The organism is Pseudomonas sp. A014, assembly GCF_052378495.1.
GTDB lineage: Bacteria > Pseudomonadota > Gammaproteobacteria > Pseudomonadales > Pseudomonadaceae > Aquipseudomonas > Aquipseudomonas machongensis.
Window position 1 is genome coordinate 2,468,709 of the sequence record NZ_CP199001.1, and the last position, 18,137, is coordinate 2,486,845.

Here is an 18,137-nt window from a genome sequence, read left to right on the forward strand (position 1 = left end):
AACTCGGGAGGCCGAAGGCGGACGCTTTCAGGCCTCCCCTGACCGTTGCGAACGGCCCCTTATCCAGGATCTACGCATGTCACTTCCCTGTACGGCTGTCGAGCCATCGCGCTTTCGCCAAGCGCTCGGGCACTACGCCTCCGGCATCACGGTGATCACCTCTCGGCTCGATGACGAGCCGGTTGGGTTCACTTGCCAATCGTTCTATAGCGTGTCGATGAGCCCGCCGCTGGTGTCATTCAGCGTCATGTCCAATTCGGCCAGCTACCCCAAGATCCGCCAGGCCGGCCGCTTTGCGGTGAATATCCTGGCGTGTGGGCAGCACGACCTCTCCAACCAGTTCGCTCGACGGGGCACGGACAAGTGGCACGGCGTGCAATGGCAGATTTCACCCTTGGGGAACCCGATCATCCGCGACAGCCTGCACTGGCTGGACTGCGAAATTCACGCCGAGCATCCTGCGGGCGATCACCTGATCGTGATCGGTGAAGTGAAAGCGGTGAACCTCCAGGAAGCAGCCGCTGCAACGCCTTTGCTGTATTTCAAGGGGCAATATTGCAATCTCGCCGCACAGAGCGCGTTTTGAGCCTGCGCGGCGAAAGGGTGCCTGGCGTCCGTAGCACCGCTCATCCGTTGCGGCGCAATTAAAACGAATCCATCAGGGTGTGTCGAACTCGCTTATGTAGGCCCTCACAAAAAAGCGAGAACCCCCATGAAAACCAATCTACTGGCCACAGCGCTGCTAACTGCCTGCTTTACCTTGCTCGGTGGCTGTTTCGACCGCGATAACGACCACCCGGCCAAAGACGCCGATCCAAGCAAACCTTCGCTGCAGATGCAGCAGCCCGATACACCCACGACCAATCCGTCCCCCGAGACCAAACCGCAAAATCAATGAGCGAGGTAGCGGGCATGGTGGAGCTGACAAAGGGTAGGGCGGCAACCAGCAAGGTGACCGATGACCTTGAACATCGCTATCGGGCACTGCTCGAGGGCAGTGACCCGACAACCGAGGCCTGGCTGAGCGAGCAGTTGAGCCATGTCCGCACCTTGGCGGACGACTTGCCGGATGATCCTCGGCAACTGCCGGACTGGGCCGCTGCCCATGCGCAGCGGGTCGCCAGTGAACACGCGGCCTATCTTGAACAACGGCGTCAAGGGGCCCCACGCCGGTACTTCCACAACCGGGCGCAGGCCTTGTGGTTTCTGCAGCAGGTCGCCCCGACCAAGGCGGTCGATGGTGCATGGCTGCACGGCACCCTGTGGCACTGGCGCGACCCACGGTTCCATGGGTTGATTCGCACCTTCCTCGAAGAGCTGGGTGATGGCGACCTGCGCCGCAACCACGTGCTGATCTACCAGCGCCTGCTCAGCCGTCTTGGCTGCCTGCAGAGCGCACCGCTGGCCGCTGAACGTTACCTGCAGGGCACGCTGCAACTGGCCCTGGGGCAGCACTGCGAGCGCTTCCTGCCGGAAGTGATCGGTTACAACCTGGGGTATGAGCAGCCCCCGCTACACCTGCTGATCACCACCCATGAGTTGGCCGAGCTGGGCATCGACGCTCATTACTTCCAGTTGCATGTGACCATCGACAATGCTGCGAGCGGTCATGCGCGGCGCGCCCTGGAGTGCTTCACCGAACTCGGCCAGGACCAGGGGCCGGCGTTCTACGAGCGTGTCCGGCATGGCTATCGGCTCAATGACCTGGGTATCGACACACCGTCGCTGATCGCTTCGTTCGACCTGCAGGCCGAGTTGCTCGGCGCGTTGGAACGCAAACGTGTCTACGGGCAGTGCATGCATTCGGACAGATGCCGCCTGCAAGGGCGCACCATCAATCAGTGGCTCGCCGAACCCGGTGCGATGCCCGGTTTTCTGGATGCACTGCAAGCCCAGGGTTGGATCAAGCGTCACAGCGACCCCAGGCAGAGCCGCTTCTGGGCGCTGATCGACGGTCCGGTGGCGGCCATGTTCGGTGTGTTCGATGCCTATGAAAAGCAGCTCTGGCACGACTGGATCGCCGGCACCTGGCAGGGTGCTGCGATGCGTCGAGTGCCGCCGGGGCAGTGGGAGCAGGCGTTGCAACTGGAGGAAGAGGCGCCCGGCCAAGCGCAGGCGGCGGACATGGCTGCGCTGATCGAAGCGATGGCCGGCAATCGACATTCCACGCCCCAGGGCCTGCGCGCCACCCGCGCATTCATCCAGGCTACCGGGTTGATGAGCGGAGGGCCGAACTGATGCTGCTCGACCAAGACCAGAAGCGTGCCGACGAGGCATTGCTCCAGCTGGGACGTCGGCTGCGCGCCGACGGCTATCGTTTCACCTGCGTGACCCCGGCGACCCAGGCCAGGGTCAATGCGCGTAGCGAAGCGCACCAGGCTCGAACCCTGCGCGATGTGTTTGGCTGGAGTCGACCGTTCGAAGCGTCGCTGCTCAGCGCCGACGAACTGGAGCAGTTGCGTATCGCCGGCGTGCTGGAGTCACAGGGTACGCTGTGGCGCAGCAGGGTGCGCTGGTCGAACCTGGACGACCTGCTGCTGGTGCACTCCGCCTGGCCGACCGACAGCCGCGACGCGGTGTTCTTCGGCCCGGACAGCTACCGCTTCGCCCAGGTGATCCAGGATCATCTGCAGCACAGCCCCCAGCGTGTGCAGCATGCCGTCGACATTGGTTGCGGCAGTGGCGTCGGCGCGTTGCTGATCGCCCGAGCCGCGCAGCATGCGCAGGTCACTGCGGTGGACATCAACCCTGTGGCCTTGCGTCACACCGCTGTCAATGCCGCGCTGGCCGGGGTGGCCAATGTCTCGGTAGAGCTCAGCGATTTGCTCGACGGCATCGCCGGGACGTTCGACCTGATCGTCGCCAACCCACCCTATATGCTCGACGTCGGCGAGCGCGCCTACCGCCACGGGGGTGGCGCGCTGGGCGCCGAACTGTCGCTACGGATTGTCGAGCAGGCCTGTGAGCGGCTGTCGGTCGGCGGCACGTTGCTGCTGTACACCGGTGTCGCCATCGTCGAGGGGCGCGACGCGCTGCTCGAAGCCGTTCGCCTGCGCCTGGCCGGGCCTGCGTTCGGCTGGTCCTACCGGGAATTGGACCCCGACGTGTTCGGCGAGCAGCTGCTCGAGCCAGGATACGAGCAGGTCGAACGCATCGCCGCCGTGGCCCTGACCGTCACCCGCCGAGGCTGATGCCCATGGCGCGGCCTTGCACGTTCGGCATCGAGGAGGAATACCTGTTGGTGGCTCTGGCCACGGGGCGGGTCATGGCCGCGCCGCCCTCGGCCGTGGCCCGCTGTTGCCGCGATGCGCTGGGGCCATGGTTCGCCGAGGAGATGTTTCGCAGCCAGGTGGAGATCGCCTCGCCGGTGTTCGATACGCTGCACCAGGCCCGTGATTTTTTCACCGAGCAGCGCCAGCGCCTGAGTCAGGCATTGGCGGGCGAGGGCGTCGGCTTCTACGGCGCGGGGAGCCACCCCAGTGCCCAATGGCTGCGCCAGCTCCCGCGGGAAACCCCCCACTACCGCCAGCTGTTCGACGATTACCGGCTGGTGGCCCGACGCAGCCTGTTGAACGGCCTGCACGTGCATGTCGGCGTGCCGCAGGGCGTCGATCGCATGCAGGTGATCAACCGGGTGCTGTACTGGTTACCCCTGCTGCTGACACTCAGCACCTCCTCTGCGTACTGGGGCGGACAGGACACCGGCTACATGAGCTACCGACGCGTGGTGTGCGGGGAGTGGCCGCACATGGGGCTGCCCGAACCGCTACCGGACTGGCGCGCCTACGAGCGTTACCGGGCGCTGCTGCAACGCACTGGCAGCCTGGCCGAGGATGGTGACTTCTGGTGGGCGATCAGGCCCTCGCGGCGGTTTCCGACAGTCGAGCTGCGCATCTGCGATGGCTGCCCCCGGCTGGACGATGCCTTGGCCATCGCCGCGCTGTTTCGCCATCTCGTCGAGCATGCAGTGGAGCGCAACGACGCTATCGCCAGCCGTGAAATGCGCTGGATCACCCACGAAAACTATTGGCGCGCCCTGCGTGAGGGCCGCCGGGGCACTTTCATCGGCGTGCACGACCAACAGGCGGTGAGCGCCGAAGGCTGGCTGACGCAACTGCAGATGCAATGTCCGCCCGACACCGCCGACGCTGACCGTGCCTTCATGCACGCCCGGCGCATCCTGCGCGACGGCACCAGTGCCGACCACCAGCGTGACACCTATGCGCTGGCCCGCGAGCAGGGCCTGAATGACCGACAGGCGATGCGCAACGTGGTGAAACAGGTGATGGAGCACCAGTTGTCGGTGCCCGGGATGGGTTGAGTAAACCATCCGCAGATCGTTTGCCTCGAACGCAGTGTGATTCGCGATCAGGCAACACCCAGCCAAACCAGAAGGAGTCTAACCCATGCCCAGCAAGCCCCAGGATCAGTTCACCCTGCAAAACCCCTTGACCCAATACCCCCATCCGCCTTTTCCGGCCCAGGGCCAAGCCGCTCCGGGCCTGGATGCGCACATGCAGCCCAAGCCCGACCACGGTGAAACCACTTACAAGGGTTTCGGGCGCCTGGCCGGACGTCGCGCCCTGATCACTGGCGCCGACTCGGGTATCGGACGCGCCGTGGCCATCGCCTTCGCCCGCGAGGGTGCCGACATTGCGCTCAACTACCTGCCCACGGAGGAGCGAGATGCCCGTGAAGTGGTCCAGCTGATCGAGCGCGAAGGCCGCAAGGCCGTGGCGCTTCCCGGTGATCTCAAGGACCCGCGCTTCTGTAGCCAGTTGGTGGACCAGGCCCACGAACAGCTCGGCGGCCTGGATATCCTGGTCAACGTGGCCGGCAAGCAGGAGGCGCGCAAGGACATTGGCCAGATCACCCATGAGCAGTTCGATCACACCCTCAAGACCAACGTCTACGCCTTGTTCTGGCTGTGCCAGGCAGCAGTGCCGCTGATGCCGGCCGGAGCGACCATCATCAACACCGCCTCGATCCAGTCCTACCAGCCCTCGGCGACGCTGCTGGACTACGCCACCACCAAGGCGGCCATCGTGGCCTTCACCAAGGCGCTGGCCAAGCAGGTGATCGAGCGCGGCATCCGCGTCAACGCGGTGGCCCCGGGCCCGATCTGGACCGTGCTGCAGCCCAGTGGCGGCCAACCACCGGAAAAGATCCCCGACTTCGGTGGGCATACCCCGATGAAACGCCCGGGCCAGCCCGCCGAGTGCGCGCCTTTGTACGTACTGCTTGCCAGCCAGGAGTCGAGCTATATCACCGGTGAGGTGTTCGGCGTCACCGGCGGCGATCCACTCCCATAGGGCAAAGTCGAGTAAACCTTGGCCGCGCCGCGCAGTCAGTCATTGTAAGAGGCCCTTCATGCGGGCCAGGGAGGTGGCTGATGAAACTCGTCTGCCTGCTGCGTGGCTGCCAGTGGCGCAGCCTGTTGATCCGTGAAATCGCCGGGCTTGACTGCCAGTGCTGCGAACGCTGCGGCGCGCTGCGCTACAGCCAGCCCGGCCAACCATTCGATGCGTAGGAACCGACCATGGCCCGGGCAATCTGGAAAGGCGCGATCAGCTTCGGCCTCGTGCATATCCCTGTCTCTCTCAATACCGCCGTTCGCACCGAGCGCGTGGATTTCGACTGGCTCGACAAGCGCAGCATGGAGCCGGTGGGCTACAAGCGGGTGAACAAGGTGACTGGCAAGGAGATCGACAAGGAACACATCGTCAAAGGTGTGGAGTACGAGAAGGGCCGCTATGTGGTGATCAGCGAAGAGGAGATTCGCAAGGCGCGGCCCGAGGCGACCCAGACCATCGATATTTTTTCCTTCGTCGACGCCGGTGAGATCCCGCTGCAACAGTTCGACACGCCTTACTACCTGAGCCCCGACCGTCGTGGCGGCAAGGTCTATGCCTTGTTGCGCGAGACCTTGCACAGCACCGGCAAGGTGGCCTTGGCCACCGTGGTGCTGCACACCCGCCAGCACCTGGCGCTGTTGCGCCCGCTGGAGGATGCGCTGGTGCTGATTACCCTGCGCTGGCCCGAGGAAGTCCGTGGCTTGGAGTCGCTGGAGCTGGACAAGAGCGTGACCGACACCAAGATCGACAAGCGCGAACTGGACATGGCCAAGAAACTGGTGGAGGACATGAGTGGGCCATGGAAGCCAGACGAGTACCACGACGCGTTCCGCCAGACCATCCTCGACCTGGTTGAAGAGAAGGCCAGCAAAGGCAAGATCGCGACGGTGGACAAAGGTGAGGGGACAACGGCGGAGAAGGGCGCCGACATCATCGACCTCACCGAGCTGCTCAAGCGCAGCCTTGGCGGCAAGACCAAGGCGAAGAAGCCGGCGAGCAAGCGACCGCGCAAAGCGTCGTAGTTGGGTGTTGCGAACGCTACTGCACCAGTCCCTCCAACGCGCTCAGATAATCGCCGAAGCCTTGGCGGGCGCGGCTGTCCCGCCGACTGCTGGTGGCCACGCTGTGCGCTGCGGTCCAGACGATATGCGCGCCACTGGCTTCCAAGGCCAGCACCAGTTGCACGTCTTCATCGGCTGGCAATGGTTGGAATCCGCCGGCGCGCTCATAGGCCTTGGCACACACGCCGAGGTTCGCGCCATGGATGTGCCGGTGCCCGTCCCGAGCCTGGTAACGGCTGCGGTATAGCTGACGCAGCGCGGCGTTCTGCCAAGGCTGCCAGCGCTCGATGTGCACGGTGCCGCAGACTGCGTCGGCGTGCCATTGCAACTGCGACACCAGCCAGTGCTCCGGCACGCGACTGTCGGCGTCGGTAAAGGCCAGCCACTGCGCACCGCGCTCGATCATCCACTCTGCGCCCAGGCGCCGGGCAATGCCGACGTTGCCGGCCTGCAGCTCCAGAGTGTGCACGCCATGGCGGCGGGCGATGCGTGCGCTGGCGTCGATGCAGCGATCGAGCACCACCAGCACCTCGACCACCAGGCCCGCCGCCTCGGCCCGTGCCACCGCCCGCTTGACGGCGCGCAGGCAGTGCCCGAGGCGGCGGGCTTCGTTGTGGGCGGGAATGATGACGGCGATCATAGGCAGGTCTCGTCCAGGTCCACGACGCTGGGTTGGCACGACCAGTATTCGAGCAGGAAATCCGCCTCCTCGTGGCGTAACAGCGGGTACAGCGGCAGATGCCGGGCAAGCAGGGCGTGGACCTCACGGCCATCCTGGGGGCAACCGGCGATGGGATGGCGCCAGTGGCACACCAGCAGGCCGCCGTCGTAGGTCAGGCTGGCCACCGATTGTTCGATCACCTGCAGCCAGTCGGTGGGATCGAGGTAGTAGCCAATTTCGCTGAGCACGATCAAGTCGAACTGTCCGCCGGGCCAGTCGCCCGGCAGGTGCCCTTGCTCGACGCGGGCGTGGCTTACGCCCGCCAGTCGCTGGCGGGCCAGCGCCACGGCGGTGGCGTCGATGTCCTGGCATAGCAGGTCGGCGCAGCGCTCGGCCAGCAGCACACTGAGCTCGCCGTTGGCACACGCCGGCTCGAACACGCGTTCGTAGCACTGGCGGGGCAGGCTGGCCAGGGTCAGCTCGCGTTTGCGCCGTTCGTACCAGCGGGTACGAAAGGCCCATGGGTCATCGTTGCCGGCATACAGGTCGGCGAAATACTGCGCATCGAGGCTCATGGTGACTCCGTTGAGGGCAAGACCGGTTCCAAAGGTTGCAGCCGGTGGTCGGCTGAGGCAGATGCTGGTCAAAGTTGCCATGCCCCTGCCGGCATGCCGGTCAGTTGCTGGCCCAATTCGGCGAGGTCGCGCTCCGCGTGACTTTGGCGCAGGTATACCGGCAGGTCGGCGCTGAGCCGGGCGAAATGGCTGCTGCGGCAGAACGGCGTGGCGCCCAGCGCTCGGCCGACATGCCGAATGACCTGCTCGACCGCGTGCTCGACATGAGCGCGGGTGCGGCGCACCTGGAAACTGGCATCGTCCTGAGGGTGCCGGTCGATCCAGGCGGCGCATTCGCGCAGGGCGGCGCGGGCCCCGAGCAAGGCGGCATCCACCGCGCCCAGGTGGGCGTCGGCGTGCGGGTCGGGCCGAGGTTTAGCGCAGTGTTCGCGCAGGTAATCCGCGAGGGCTTCGGCCGCGCCATACCAGCAGGCGGCGATGCCAGCGCCGCCTTGCCAGAATCCTGGGCGGGACAGATATTGGCCGGGCGCGCCGATCGCCAGGCCCGGCGAATCATCGAATGCGAGGGTGACACTGGCGGTGGTGGCCATGCCCACCGCCTGCCAGTGCTCGGCCTGAATGCGCTGGCTGGGATGGGACAGCTCGATGGCCACCAACTGTGGTTGCTCGCCTTCCCAGGCGGTCACCAGCGCGCGATCAATCTGCAACGCACCCGAACACCAGGCTTTGCAGCCTTGCAGCCGGACTTGATCGCCGTCGCGGGCAACGATGCGCGTGCGGGCACCCGGTGGCTCGGCGGCCCACACGCCCCAGATCCCGTCGCCGGCGTGGTGCTCGGCGGCGCATTCGCTGAGGATTGCCAAGGCGTCCGTGTGGCCCTCGTAGAGCTTGGCCAGGGTCAGGTCGCAACCGGCGACCCGCGCCAGGGTCCTCCAGCGCTCCAGGGTGCGCCCCTGGCCAGGCCGTGGCAGTCGGTCGAGATGATCGGCCTGCAGCAGGTGCAGCAGCTTTGGCAACTGGGCGTCGAGGTCGATGGCCTGCGCTCGCGCGCTGAAAGGGCGTAACAGGTGATCGAGGCGCTCCAGGTCGAAGTCATGGGCGATGCTCATGGGCTTGGCGCTCCTTGGGTGTTCTTCTTCCAGCCACGCAGGTTCATGACGCATAGGCAGAACTGCAGGACGATCAGTGCCCAGGCTTGTACCTGCCAGCCCCAGACCACCCACAGCACATTGCTGGCGATGAAGCAGCAGAAGCCGATGCGTCTGCGTCGCGGGCGGCGCGAGCCGATGCACCATGCCGCCGCGATGGTCAGCAGCATGGCGGGCCATTGCAGCAGATCCAGCATTCGCTCCATCAGTCGATCCCCAGTTGCTTGCGCATGCGCGCGGTAATCGACTGGCGGGTGCTGGCCATCTCGGACCAAGGGTCCTCGACCTGCGCAAGGCGCTCGTGCAGGTTGCCGATGTTCCATTGATCGGCGCCTTTGAGCTGGCTCAGCTCTTCGCGCCAGATCGGCACCGAAACCGGCAGACCTTCACGAGCGCGCAGCGAATAGGCCGCCACGGTGGTCGCGCCCTTGCCGTTGCGCAGGTAGTCGATGAAGATCCGCCCGACGCGGTTCTTCGGGCCGGAAACCGCGCTGAGGCGATCAGGGAAGAGCCTGGCCATGTGCTCGACCAACGCATGGCTGAAGTCCTTCACCTCGTCCCAGCCAGCACGCCGGGTCAGCGGCACGACCAGGTGCATCCCCTTGCCGCCGCTGGTCTTGAGAAAGACCTTCAGGCCCAGTTCATCGAGCAGGGTCAGGGTCAGTTGGGTGGCTTCGAGCATGGCTTTCCAGGGCAGCGTGGGATCAGGGTCCAGGTCGAGCACGAAGCGGTCGGGCTTGTCGAAGTCCTTGTTGGTGGCGTTCCAGGTGTGCAGTTCGAGGGTGTTCATCTGTACCGCGCCGAGCAGGCTGTCGGCGCGGTTGAGCACCATGGCCGCCTGGCCGGCCTGGGCCTTGCTGTAGCTGAGCACCTTGGGAATATGCAGCTGGCCGGCATTCTTCTGGAAGAACAGCTCGCCAGCCAGGCCATCCGGTGCCCGGACCAGGGCGACGGGCCGATCCTTGAGCTGTGGCAGCAGCCAGTCGGCGACCTGCGCGTAGTACTCGGCGACCTGTCGCTTGGTTGCACCGATGGTTGCGTCGACCACGCGGTCTGGGTGGGTCAGGCGCAGGTTGTCCAGGCCCTCGGGTTGTGGCTGTGCTGCGCGCTTGGCGGGCATCGCTTTCTCCAGATCGATGGCGGTGGCGGGCTTGTCGTCGCGCAGGCCGCGGAACACCGCGTGGCGCACGATGCCTTCGCGGGTCATCTGGGCATAGGCCACTTCTGCCAGCAGGTGCGGCTTGAGCCAGTGCACCCCGCGGGCTTCGGCGCCGGAGGGGGGGCTGGGTAACGGCGCTTTGGCGACCCGCAGCGGCTTCAGGCGGGCGAGGATGCTGTCCAGGGTGGCGGCGCTGAAGCCGGTGCCGACTTTGCCGGCGTAGCGCAGCTGACCGCTATCGTGGTCATGCAGGGCCAGCAGCAGGGCGCCGAAACCCTGGCGGCTGCCTTTGGGGTCGGTGTAGCCGACGATCACGAATTCCTGGCGCTGCTTGCACTTGAGCTTGATCCAGTCGCTGCTGCGTCGCCCCACGTAGGGGCTGTCGGCGCGCTTGCCGATCAGGCCCTCCAGCTCCAGCCGGCAGGCGCTGTCGAGCAGCGAGTCGACCGGTTCCTCGAAGTCTGCGGAGTACCTGAGCATCGGCGATGCATTATCTTCCAGCAGCCGGGCCAAGGTGTCCCGACGCGCCTTCAGCGGTAGTTCGCGCAGGTCTTCGCGCCCCAGCCAGGGCAGGTCGAACAGGTAATAGGTGATGCGTTCGTCGTGCTCGGTGTCGAAGGCATTCTGCAACGCCTGGAAATCGGCGACACCGTTGTCATCGACCACCACCATTTCGCCATCCAGCCACGCGGCGTCGAGCCCAAGCGCCTTGAGCGCCTCGACCTGACGGGGCATCTTCGCACTCCAGTCGTGGCCATTGCGGGTGAACAGACGTACGTCGTCACCGTCGATGCGCGCCAGGATGCGGTAGCCATCGAACTTGACTTCATAGCGCCAGTCGCCGCTGGGCGGGGAGTCGACCAAGGTGGCCAGTTGCGGCTGGAGCTTGTCGGGCAGGGCTTTGGCGCGGGCCTTGTGCTTGCGCGGGGTAGCGGAGGTTGTCTTGGCCGGACGCTTTGGCGGCAGGCTGCGCTCGCTGAGGACGCTGTCGGGCAGGGCTTCGACGATGCTGTAGTCGACCTCGCTGCGCGCTTGCCCGTCATTTGACTTGACCAGCATCCATTGTTCCTTCTTGCCGGCCAGCTGGGTGCGGAACAGGTTCCAGACCCCCGACAGCTTCTCGCCCTGCAGGCGAAAGCGCAGCTTGCCTTTGGCATAGGCTTGATGCGGATCGCCTTCGGGCTCCCAGATACCCCGGTCCCAGACGATCACATCGCCAGCGCCGTAGTGACCCTCCGGGATGTGCCCTTCGAAGTTGGCATAGTCCAGCGGGTGGTCCTCGACATGCACCGCCAGGCGCCGGACCTTCGGGTCAAGGGAGGGTCCCTTGGGGATCGCCCAGCTTTTCAAGGTGCCGTCGAGTTCCAGGCGGAAGTCGTAGTGCAAGTGGCTGGCGTCGTGTTTCTGAATGCAGTACTGCAGCGCGTGGCCCGACCGTGTTCTGGCGTGTGTGCCCACCGGTTCGGATGTGGCGTTGAAGTCGCGCTTGCGATGGTACTCCTGCAGGGGCTTGGCCATGGCGGGCTCCGGGAGGGTTCGCGGGTCTCAAGATTGGGAGGCGGCGAGGCGGCGCGGAGTTCAAAAAAAGCGCGGGGTAGGGCGCGGCAAGAAACTCTGAATCATTTGTGTGTGCGCGGAGTCGACCGAGTGAAGCCCACAAACGGAGAACGCTCATGCCCATACCTGATGACCCAAGACCGCAGGTCGAGATCGACGACACCGAGGACCGCATGGGAAGCGTCCACGAGCTGGATTTCAGTGAGCGTCGTGATGAACGCCAAGGGCGTGTCGGTGACGAGCGTCCGGCGCGCGAGATCGCCGAGGACTATCCACCCCGACGTGTTGCCGAAAGCGGCATGACCGGTGGCGAGGCCTTGAGCGACAGCCTGCACGAGGACAACGTCACCCTGGACGACCTGAGCCCGGACACGTTGTTCGATGAAACCGGTGCTCGCGACCCCGATGAGCCTGGCAGCGGTAGCAAACCTGCTGACCAGACCCTGCGGCATGTGGACGCTCATGAGATCGGAGGCGGCATCGGGCTGGACGAGGCGGAGCTGGCTCGCTCGGCGCCGTTGGACGGTGAGCCGTGGACCGACGAGGTGAGCTCTGAAGATGACAGGAGAGAACCCTGATGAACGAGCAACGATGTTCCTGCAACCACTGTTCTTGCACCGTGGATGCCAATACCGTGGTCCAGGATGGCAAGGCTTATTGCTGCGAGGCCTGTGCTACGGGGCATCGCAATGGGGAGCCTTGTCGTATGGCGGACTGTAATTGTGGTGAGCTGACTCAGCCGAAGGATAGCTCGGTCGATAATGCGCTGGATGAAACGTTTCCGGCGAGTGATCCTATTTCGCCATAGGATCGCTTTGCGAGCGGGGTGGGTTTTTACAGGTGTGAGCATATCCGTTTGCGAGGGTGATGCTTAGTCACCTTTTCGCCCTTACGGCGAGTCACTTTTTGTCAGACGCGACAAAAAGTAACCAAAAAACGCTGCGCTCCATTCATCCGGCCCTGCGCTTCGCTCCGGGTTCCCTTACTCCGGCCTTGCTCCCGGGAGGACCGCGCTGCAGGGCCCATCCTGGGCCCCAGCGCTTGACGGGCATCCATGCCCGTCACCTCCCTCCGCAAGTCCTGCGCTCGGCCTCCTGAAGTCGCGGAGGTACGGGTGGTGCCTGGGCTGGCGTAGCTGTCGCTCGTGGGGTATGAGGCTGGATGCTCTTGATCTTGCTTCTAAGCGCGCGATGGATCAGGCGCCGCCAATCGCGACCTCGTAAATGCATGTGCTTATAACTTTCAAAACACACGCTCTGAAAGTCAAATGCTAGAGGGGTTGGTTTTTACACCTGTGAGTGTATTCATTTGCCAGGGTGACGCTTAGTCACCTTTTCGCCCTTACGGCGAGTCACTTTTTGTCAGACGCGACAAAAAGTAACCAAAAAACGCTGCGCTCCATTCATCCGGCCCTGCGCTTCGCTCCGGGTTCCCTCACTCCGGCCTTGCTCCCGGGAGGACCGCGCTGCAGGGCCCATCCTGGGCCCCAGCGCTTGACGGGCATCCATGCCCGTCACCTCCCTCCGCAAGTCCTGCGCTCGGCCTCCTGAAGTCGCGGAGGTACGGGTGGTGCCTGGGCTGACGCAGCTGTCGCTAGTGGGGTATGACGCTGGATTCTTGATCAGCAACAGCACTGAGATTGCCCTGTAAGGACGCCAGTGCGGCTCAAGCCACTTTGCGCAAAGCCTCGATCAACTCTCCCTTGCGCATGGTCGAGCGACCGGCGATGTGCTGTTTACGCGCACGGTCCATCAACTCGGCCTTGGTCATGTCCTCCAGCTGTTGTCCGGAACGGGGCACGCCATGCTTCGTCGCGACAGCACGCCGGGCCGAGGACTCCCGTGCCTTGGCCTTGGCCGTCGGGCTTTTCCGTTGCCCCGAACCGCCGTTGCGCTCACCGCCTCCGGACTGCTTGTTGACCGTGGCCCAGGCGCGGGCTTCGGCTTCGTCCTTGGACACGCCCTTGGCCTCGTAGCTCTCTTCGATATGCTCGGCCTTGCGTTTCTGTTTATCGGTGTACTTGTCTTTGTCTCCACGTGGCATGGTCGTTCTCCTCTACGTCAGTGGGTCTGCCAGACACCGTTGCTGCGCTCGCAATCGCTACGCGCCTGGCCCAGGCTGGGGGTGTCGTAGTAGTAGGTGATGATCCGCGCGTCCTTGGGCACGGTGGGGCGGGTGGAAGGCTCGTTGCGCCCCGCGGCATCGGGGTTGGCCAGGGTTTCCTGGGTCAGCGGTGCGATGCAGCTGCCGACGCTGCCGTCGGCGCAACGCTCGACCCGGCGTTTCTGGCTGTTGAGCATCTCCTTGCTTTCGTTGCTGCACGACCAGGCAATCGCTTCGGCCGGCATGTTGGCGTAGCTGTAGCAGGTGTGCTGCTGCACCGGTTTGACCGCCTCGCTGGATGAGCGCGTGGCTACGTCGCAGCCTTCGGCCATTGCCTGGCCGCTGGCCAGGGTGGCCAGCAGTGCAATACATGGAACGATCCGCATGATGTACCTCCCGGGCCCCACGGCCCATCAGCGCTTGTCGAGGGCTGGCTCGACCTGCCGGCGCAAGGCCTTGGCGCGTTTCTCGAGGATCAGGTAGGTGACCACCGCCAACAGCAGCGGGATCAGGTAGTACAAGGTTCGATAACCCAGCAACGCGGCCACCAGCGTGCCCTGGCCGAGCTGGCCATGGAGCAGGGCCAGGAACACGGCCTCCAGCACGCCAAGCCCGGCGGGAATATGGGCGACCACGCCCGCCACGCAACTGATCAGCAACACACCCAGTACCGAGGGATAGAACAGCTCCGGTGGCAGCAGCAGATGGATCAACGCCGCCATCAACGCCCAGTTGCTTGCACCCAAGGCCACCTGGCACAACGCCAGGCGCAGGCTCGGCAGGGTGACTTCATGCCCGCGCAGGTCCCACGTGCGCCGCTTGGCGAAGGCGCAGGCGAACAGGTAGGCCAACGCGACCACGACCATCAACACGCCGATCAGCCGCAGGCCACCGGCCCCTACCGTCCAGTTCTCCGGCAGCTTGACCAGGCCCAAGGCGAATACGGTGCCGGCCAACAGCAGGTAGCCCATCCAGTTGGTCAACAGGCCCAGGGTGAGGATGCGGGTGATGGTCGGGGTATCCAGGCCCAGCCTGCCGTACAGCCGATAGCGCAGGGCCACGCCACCGACCCAGGTGGTGAAGTTGAGGTTGAACGCATAGCAGACGAATGCCACCGGCAGCACCTGGCGGGCCGGCAGGCGGTGGCCGGTATAGGCGCGGGCGAGCAGGTCGTAGCTGGCGAACACCAGGTAGCTGCACAGGGCCAGCAGCAACCCCAGGATCAACGTCGAGTGCCGGTAGGCCCGCAGCGACTGGCTGACTTCGTTCCAGTCCAGGTTGCGCGCCAGGGTGAACAGCAGCACCGGGATCAATACCAGGAACAGCACGGTCAGCAGGCGTTTGCCCCAGGTCTTCCAGCGTGGCGTGGCCATCAAGTCTTGCCCTCTTGGTAGTCGACCGGAGCCTCGCTTTCGCTTTGCAGCGACTGCAGGCGTTGCCGGTGTGCCGGGAACCAGCCGGCGATCCGCGGGAAATAGCGGGTGATATGGAAGCACAGGAAGATCAAGGGGGCACGCCACCAGTAACCGCGCACCATGCGCTCGAGCGTCACGGCCTTGCAGTGTTCGCGGGTCAGTTCGCTCAAGTGTTGGTAGAGCACAGCGTTGAACGCCCGGTCGCGGATCAGCAGGTTGGCTTCGAGGTTGAACGACAGGCTTAGTGGGTCGAGGTTGCTCGAGCCCACCGTGGTCCACTCGTCGTCCACCAACGCTACCTTGCCGTGCAGCGGGCGCTGGCAGTATTCGTAGATGCGCACCTCGTCGCGCAACAGGTAGTTGTAGAGCAGCCGGGAGAGTGCGCGGACCCAGCGCATGTCCGGTTGCCCCTGAAGGATCAGGGTCACCTCGACCCCGCGCCGAGCGGCGTTGCGCAGTTCGCGCAGCAGGCGGTAGCCGGGGAAGAAGTAGGCGTTGGCCACGACGATACGTTGCCTGGCTTCGCGCAGGGCCTGCAGATAACAGACCTCGATATCGGTGCGGTGGCGCCGGTTGTCGCGCTCCACCAGCACGGCGCTGGCCGGGCCTGCGGCGATGTTGTTCGGCTGGACTCGGCTGGCGGCATCCAGCACGGGGGCGAGCATTCGGCAGGAGGACGCATGCACCTGGCCCACTACCGGGCCGACGACCTCCACGGCGTAGTCCTGCTTGGCCTGTGGGCCGAAGTCTCCGAGGTGGTCGGCGCTGTAGTTGATACCGCCGATGAACGCGCGTTGTCCGTCGATCACCAGGATCTTGCGGTGCAGGCGACGGAACAGGTTGGTGCGCATGCCGGCCAATCGTGGTTGCGGATCGAACGAATGGAAACGGACCCCGGCCTCGGTCATCGAGGCGATGAATTCGTCGGGCAGGTCGGCGGTGCCGTAACCGTCCACGGCGACTTCGACCCTTACCCCGCGCCGAGCGGCGTCGATCAAGGCCTGGCGCAAGGCCTGGCCGACCTTGTCGTCGTAGATGATGAAGGTCTCCAGGAGTATTTCCTCGCGAGCCTGAGCCATGGCCTCGAGCACGCGCGGATAGTACTGCTCGCCGTTGACCAGCAACTGGACGTGATTGCCTTCGCTCCAGGGCAGCTTCATAGCGTCACCTGCGCCACCAGCGGGGCATGGTCGGAGAGGTGTGACCACGGGTATCTGGACAGTACCCGGGCGTCGCTGGCTTGTGCGTTGCGCAGGTAGATGCGGTCCAGGCGCAGCAGCGGCAAGCGCGCGGGAAAGCTGCGCGCCGGCTTGCCGAAGGCTTCGACCAGATGCCCCGAGAGCCGCACATCCGCTTTCAGGCGCCAGTCGTTGAAATCGCCTGCGACGATGACCGGCTCGTCCGACGGCAGGCTGTCGAGCAAGGCCAGCAGCAGGTCGACCTGCTGCTGGCGGTGCTCCTCGCGCAGCCCCAGGTGCACGCAGATCGCGTGCACCTGCTCGTGACCTGGCACTTCGAGCTGGCAATGCAGCAGGCCGCGCTCTTCGTTGCCGTGGATCGTGACGTCAAGGTTGTCGTGGACTCGGATCGGAAACTTGGACAGCAGGGCATTGCCATGGTCGCCATGGGGATAGACCGCGTTGCGTCCGTAGGCGAACTGCGGCCACATGCTGTCGGCGAGGAATTCGTATTGAGGTGCTGTCGGCCAGGTCGGGTGGCGCTCGGCATGCTGCTGATGGCTGCCGTGCACCTCCTGCAGGAACACCAGATCGGCGCCGGTAGCGCGTACCGCCTCGCGCAACTCCGGCAGGATGAAACGGCGGTTGAACAGGGTAAAACCCTTGTGCACGTTGAGGGTCAGCACCGTCAGGCGGTGCACGGCGGTCACCTTGTCGATGATGCAGCGGGGGGCAGGCAAGGTTCCGTTCATAGCAGCTCCTGCGGTTCGACGCCGGGCTCGGTCACCAGCTCGCCGTCAAGGCCGAGCTTGCCCAGCAGGCGGCGGGCATCGTAAGGGGCATGCACTTTCTGGTCGTTGTCGAAGTAGCAGTACACGTCACGGGAGGCGCGCTTGGCCGGCGCGCGGCGCACGACGCGCTGGGCATCCTCCGGCTGGCCGCCTGCAGCCCAGGCCTGGATGCGCATGCGCCAGCGGCGCAGCGCGGTGGCGGTATAGCCGCTGCTGTAGAGCTCGACATCGCCATGCAGGCGCAGGTACATGAAGTCGGCCGTGACCTCCTCGACATAGGGCCATTTGCCCGCGCTGTCGGCGACCACCAAGGCGACCTTGTGTTTGCGCAACAGGTTGATGAAGGTGTCGCAAAGGAAGCTGGGATGGCGAATTTCCACGGCGTGGCGCAGGCGTGCGTTGCCCTTGATGGCAGTCCCACCGCTGCCTTGCAGGCGCTCGGCGGCGTCGCGGGCAAGGCGGCGGGCAGCCGAGCGGTCATGTGGAAGCTTGGCCAGAAAGTCGCTGAAGCGCTGCACGTCGAATTTCAGGTTTGGGGGAAACTGCCAGAGAAAAGGCCCAAGCTTGTCACCCAACAGCAAGGGGCCCGAGGCGAAGAAGTTGGCCAGCGCTTCGTCGATCTCGCGAAGCCTGCGCACATGGGTGATATAGCGCGGCGCCTTGACCGAAAACACGAAATCTTCGGGCGTATCGTCACGCCAGCGCTCGTAGCGTTCAGGGGTCTGCAGCGCGTAGAACGAGCCATTGATCTCGATACTGTTGACTGCCCGCGAGGCGAACGCCAGTTCGTCGTCCTGACGCAGCCCCTTGGGGTAGAAGTCCTTGCGCCATGGGCCATAGCGCCAACCGGAAATGCCAATGCGGATCTCGCTCACCACAGCCCCCTGGATTGATGTACTCATCAGTAGCGACCCGTGGCGGATCGAGAGGGTTCAGCAGGATTGACGAGTGGCGCTACCTGGAAAGCGCCGGGCCTTCAGCCGTCGGATTGCTCTTCTGGAGGTACCTGGCCTTCCGGCCAGTCGGGTGCCTCTTGTTGCGGGTCGGGCGCGGGTATCTTCTCGCCGGGATCGTGTGGGATTTCATCGACATAAGGATCTGGATGATGGGGGTTGCTCATGGTCGGTCTCCTGGG

22 protein-coding genes are annotated in these 18,137 nt (G+C 64.8%); 10 read left to right on the forward strand and 12 right to left on the reverse strand.

The annotated features are described in order from the left end of the window. Positions 1-76: 76 nt before the first annotated feature. The 8 genes from ACTYOL_RS11205 to ku all read left to right on the forward strand — a co-directional run bounded on the left by ACTYOL_RS11205 (position 77) and on the right by ku (position 6,376). Positions 77-586, forward strand: a complete 510-nt coding sequence (locus tag ACTYOL_RS11205; protein WP_444757929.1) for a flavin reductase family protein — start codon at positions 77-79, stop codon at positions 584-586. 126 nt (positions 587-712) lie between these two features. After that, complete coding sequence (locus ACTYOL_RS11210) at positions 713-898, forward strand: hypothetical protein (RefSeq protein ID WP_054894166.1); 186 nt, start codon at positions 713-715, stop codon at positions 896-898. 14 nt (positions 899-912) lie between these two features. Continuing rightward, positions 913-2,238 (forward strand): iron-containing redox enzyme family protein, encoded by a 1,326-nt coding sequence (locus ACTYOL_RS11215; protein ID WP_444758145.1) that lies wholly within the window; start codon positions 913-915, stop codon positions 2,236-2,238. Then, positions 2,238-3,191, forward strand: coding sequence for a methyltransferase (locus ACTYOL_RS11220; protein WP_444757930.1), 954 nt, complete (start codon positions 2,238-2,240; stop codon positions 3,189-3,191). Before ACTYOL_RS11215 ends, ACTYOL_RS11220 begins: the two co-directional genes overlap by 1 nt. Before the next feature lie 5 nt (positions 3,192-3,196). After that, positions 3,197-4,321 (forward strand): carboxylate-amine ligase, encoded by a 1,125-nt coding sequence (locus tag ACTYOL_RS11225; protein ID WP_444757931.1) that lies wholly within the window; start codon positions 3,197-3,199, stop codon positions 4,319-4,321. Between the two features lie 85 nt (positions 4,322-4,406). Continuing rightward, positions 4,407-5,312, forward strand: coding sequence for an SDR family oxidoreductase (locus ACTYOL_RS11230; protein WP_054894170.1), 906 nt, complete (start codon positions 4,407-4,409; stop codon positions 5,310-5,312). An 80-nt stretch (positions 5,313-5,392) separates the two neighbouring features. After that, entirely contained in the window at positions 5,393-5,530 is a 138-nt protein-coding gene (locus ACTYOL_RS11235; protein WP_172964775.1) for a PSPA7_2676 family Cys-rich small protein, read from the forward strand. 9 nt (positions 5,531-5,539) lie between these two features. Further along, positions 5,540-6,376, forward strand: coding sequence for a non-homologous end joining protein Ku (gene ku, locus ACTYOL_RS11240; RefSeq protein ID WP_063544596.1), 837 nt, complete (start codon positions 5,540-5,542; stop codon positions 6,374-6,376). A 16-nt stretch (positions 6,377-6,392) separates the two neighbouring features. Here the strand turns inward: ku and ACTYOL_RS11245 are convergent, their stop codons facing one another. The 5 genes from ACTYOL_RS11245 to ligD all read right to left on the reverse strand — a co-directional run bounded on the left by ACTYOL_RS11245 (position 6,393) and on the right by ligD (position 11,476). Further along, complete coding sequence (locus tag ACTYOL_RS11245) at positions 6,393-7,055, reverse strand: glycosyltransferase (protein WP_153773911.1); 663 nt, start codon at positions 7,053-7,055, stop codon at positions 6,393-6,395. Further along, positions 7,052-7,651, reverse strand: a complete 600-nt coding sequence (locus tag ACTYOL_RS11250; protein ID WP_197889561.1) for a class I SAM-dependent methyltransferase — start codon at positions 7,649-7,651, stop codon at positions 7,052-7,054. The genes ACTYOL_RS11245 and ACTYOL_RS11250 overlap by 4 nt, the downstream gene beginning before the upstream one ends. A gap of 68 nt (positions 7,652-7,719) precedes the next feature. Continuing rightward, the gene (locus ACTYOL_RS11255; RefSeq protein WP_444757932.1) at positions 7,720-8,760 is read right to left on the reverse strand and encodes an acyl-CoA dehydrogenase; all 1,041 of its coding nucleotides are present in this window, start codon (positions 8,758-8,760) and stop codon (positions 7,720-7,722) included. Next, positions 8,757-9,005, reverse strand: a complete 249-nt coding sequence (locus tag ACTYOL_RS11260) for a hypothetical protein (protein WP_153773909.1) — start codon at positions 9,003-9,005, stop codon at positions 8,757-8,759. The genes ACTYOL_RS11255 and ACTYOL_RS11260 overlap by 4 nt, the downstream gene beginning before the upstream one ends. Further along, complete coding sequence (gene ligD, locus ACTYOL_RS11265; protein ID WP_444757933.1) at positions 9,005-11,476, reverse strand: DNA ligase D; 2,472 nt, start codon at positions 11,474-11,476, stop codon at positions 9,005-9,007. Before ligD ends, ACTYOL_RS11260 begins: the two co-directional genes overlap by 1 nt. Before the next feature lie 155 nt (positions 11,477-11,631). On the opposite strand from ligD, the gene ACTYOL_RS11270 reads away from it, so the two are divergent. Then, positions 11,632-12,093, forward strand: a complete 462-nt coding sequence (locus tag ACTYOL_RS11270; RefSeq protein ID WP_444757934.1) for a phosphotransferase system, HPr-related protein — start codon at positions 11,632-11,634, stop codon at positions 12,091-12,093. After that, the gene (locus ACTYOL_RS11275; protein ID WP_081255230.1) at positions 12,093-12,323 is read left to right on the forward strand and encodes a metallothionein; all 231 of its coding nucleotides are present in this window, start codon (positions 12,093-12,095) and stop codon (positions 12,321-12,323) included. The genes ACTYOL_RS11270 and ACTYOL_RS11275 overlap by 1 nt, the downstream gene beginning before the upstream one ends. 857 nt (positions 12,324-13,180) lie before the next feature. On the opposite strand, the gene ACTYOL_RS11280 is transcribed toward ACTYOL_RS11275, so the two are convergent. The 7 genes from ACTYOL_RS11280 to ACTYOL_RS11310 all read right to left on the reverse strand — a co-directional run bounded on the left by ACTYOL_RS11280 (position 13,181) and on the right by ACTYOL_RS11310 (position 18,122). Then, positions 13,181-13,558 carry a Rho termination factor N-terminal domain-containing protein gene (locus ACTYOL_RS11280; protein ID WP_444757935.1) on the reverse strand — a complete coding sequence of 126 codons (378 nt, stop codon included), beginning with the start codon at positions 13,556-13,558 and terminating at the stop codon, positions 13,181-13,183. Positions 13,559-13,575: 17 nt separating this feature from the next. Next, positions 13,576-14,004 (reverse strand): hypothetical protein, encoded by a 429-nt coding sequence (locus tag ACTYOL_RS11285; protein ID WP_197889565.1) that lies wholly within the window; start codon positions 14,002-14,004, stop codon positions 13,576-13,578. A 27-nt stretch (positions 14,005-14,031) separates the two neighbouring features. Further along, a complete protein-coding gene (locus ACTYOL_RS11290) occupies positions 14,032-14,991 on the reverse strand; it encodes a lysylphosphatidylglycerol synthase domain-containing protein (protein WP_444757936.1) in 960 nt (319 codons plus the stop codon). After that, positions 14,991-16,193, reverse strand: coding sequence for a cardiolipin synthase ClsB (clsB, locus tag ACTYOL_RS11295; protein WP_197889566.1), 1,203 nt, complete (start codon positions 16,191-16,193; stop codon positions 14,991-14,993). The genes ACTYOL_RS11290 and clsB overlap by 1 nt, the downstream gene beginning before the upstream one ends. Continuing rightward, positions 16,190-16,963, reverse strand: a complete 774-nt coding sequence (locus tag ACTYOL_RS11300) for an endonuclease/exonuclease/phosphatase family protein (RefSeq protein ID WP_444757937.1) — start codon at positions 16,961-16,963, stop codon at positions 16,190-16,192. The genes clsB and ACTYOL_RS11300 overlap by 4 nt, the downstream gene beginning before the upstream one ends. Then, positions 16,960-17,904: a DUF72 domain-containing protein gene (locus tag ACTYOL_RS11305; RefSeq protein ID WP_444757938.1), complete on the reverse strand. Its 945-nt coding sequence runs from the start codon at positions 17,902-17,904 to the stop codon at positions 16,960-16,962. Before ACTYOL_RS11305 ends, ACTYOL_RS11300 begins: the two co-directional genes overlap by 4 nt. A gap of 74 nt (positions 17,905-17,978) precedes the next feature. Then, positions 17,979-18,122, reverse strand: a complete 144-nt coding sequence (locus tag ACTYOL_RS11310) for a hypothetical protein (RefSeq protein ID WP_444757939.1) — start codon at positions 18,120-18,122, stop codon at positions 17,979-17,981. Between the last annotated feature and the right edge of the window lie 15 nt (positions 18,123-18,137).

Coding starts and splice junctions, on each gene's coding strand:
- ACTYOL_RS11250 (WP_197889561.1), bottom strand. CDS start 7,651: ATGAGCCTCGATGCGCAGTATTTCGCCGACCTGTATGCCGGCAACGAT.
- ACTYOL_RS11290 (WP_444757936.1), bottom strand. CDS start 14,991: ATGGCCACGCCACGCTGGAAGACCTGGGGCAAACGCCTGCTGACCGTG.
- ACTYOL_RS11300 (WP_444757937.1), bottom strand. CDS start 16,963: ATGAACGGAACCTTGCCTGCCCCCCGCTGCATCATCGACAAGGTGACC.
- ACTYOL_RS11285 (WP_197889565.1), bottom strand. CDS start 14,004: ATGCGGATCGTTCCATGTATTGCACTGCTGGCCACCCTGGCCAGCGGC.
- ACTYOL_RS11245 (WP_153773911.1), bottom strand. CDS start 7,055: ATGATCGCCGTCATCATTCCCGCCCACAACGAAGCCCGCCGCCTCGGG.
- ACTYOL_RS11230 (WP_054894170.1), top strand. CDS start 4,407: ATGCCCAGCAAGCCCCAGGATCAGTTCACCCTGCAAAACCCCTTGACC.
- ACTYOL_RS11220 (WP_444757930.1), top strand. CDS start 2,238: ATGCTGCTCGACCAAGACCAGAAGCGTGCCGACGAGGCATTGCTCCAG.
- clsB (WP_197889566.1), bottom strand. CDS start 16,193: ATGAAGCTGCCCTGGAGCGAAGGCAATCACGTCCAGTTGCTGGTCAAC.
- ACTYOL_RS11235 (WP_172964775.1), top strand. CDS start 5,393: ATGAAACTCGTCTGCCTGCTGCGTGGCTGCCAGTGGCGCAGCCTGTTG.
- ACTYOL_RS11280 (WP_444757935.1), bottom strand. CDS start 13,558: ATGCCACGTGGAGACAAAGACAAGTACACCGATAAACAGAAACGCAAG.
- ku (WP_063544596.1), top strand. CDS start 5,540: ATGGCCCGGGCAATCTGGAAAGGCGCGATCAGCTTCGGCCTCGTGCAT.
- ACTYOL_RS11270 (WP_444757934.1), top strand. CDS start 11,632: ATGCCCATACCTGATGACCCAAGACCGCAGGTCGAGATCGACGACACC.
- ACTYOL_RS11255 (WP_444757932.1), bottom strand. CDS start 8,760: ATGAGCATCGCCCATGACTTCGACCTGGAGCGCCTCGATCACCTGTTA.
- ACTYOL_RS11210 (WP_054894166.1), top strand. CDS start 713: ATGAAAACCAATCTACTGGCCACAGCGCTGCTAACTGCCTGCTTTACC.
- ACTYOL_RS11310 (WP_444757939.1), bottom strand. CDS start 18,122: ATGAGCAACCCCCATCATCCAGATCCTTATGTCGATGAAATCCCACAC.
- ACTYOL_RS11275 (WP_081255230.1), top strand. CDS start 12,093: ATGAACGAGCAACGATGTTCCTGCAACCACTGTTCTTGCACCGTGGAT.
- ligD (WP_444757933.1), bottom strand. CDS start 11,476: ATGGCCAAGCCCCTGCAGGAGTACCATCGCAAGCGCGACTTCAACGCC.
- ACTYOL_RS11225 (WP_444757931.1), top strand. CDS start 3,197: ATGGCGCGGCCTTGCACGTTCGGCATCGAGGAGGAATACCTGTTGGTG.
- ACTYOL_RS11215 (WP_444758145.1), top strand. CDS start 913: ATGGTGGAGCTGACAAAGGGTAGGGCGGCAACCAGCAAGGTGACCGAT.
- ACTYOL_RS11260 (WP_153773909.1), bottom strand. CDS start 9,005: ATGGAGCGAATGCTGGATCTGCTGCAATGGCCCGCCATGCTGCTGACC.
- ACTYOL_RS11205 (WP_444757929.1), top strand. CDS start 77: ATGTCACTTCCCTGTACGGCTGTCGAGCCATCGCGCTTTCGCCAAGCG.
- ACTYOL_RS11305 (WP_444757938.1), bottom strand. CDS start 17,904: ATGAGTACATCAATCCAGGGGGCTGTGGTGAGCGAGATCCGCATTGGC.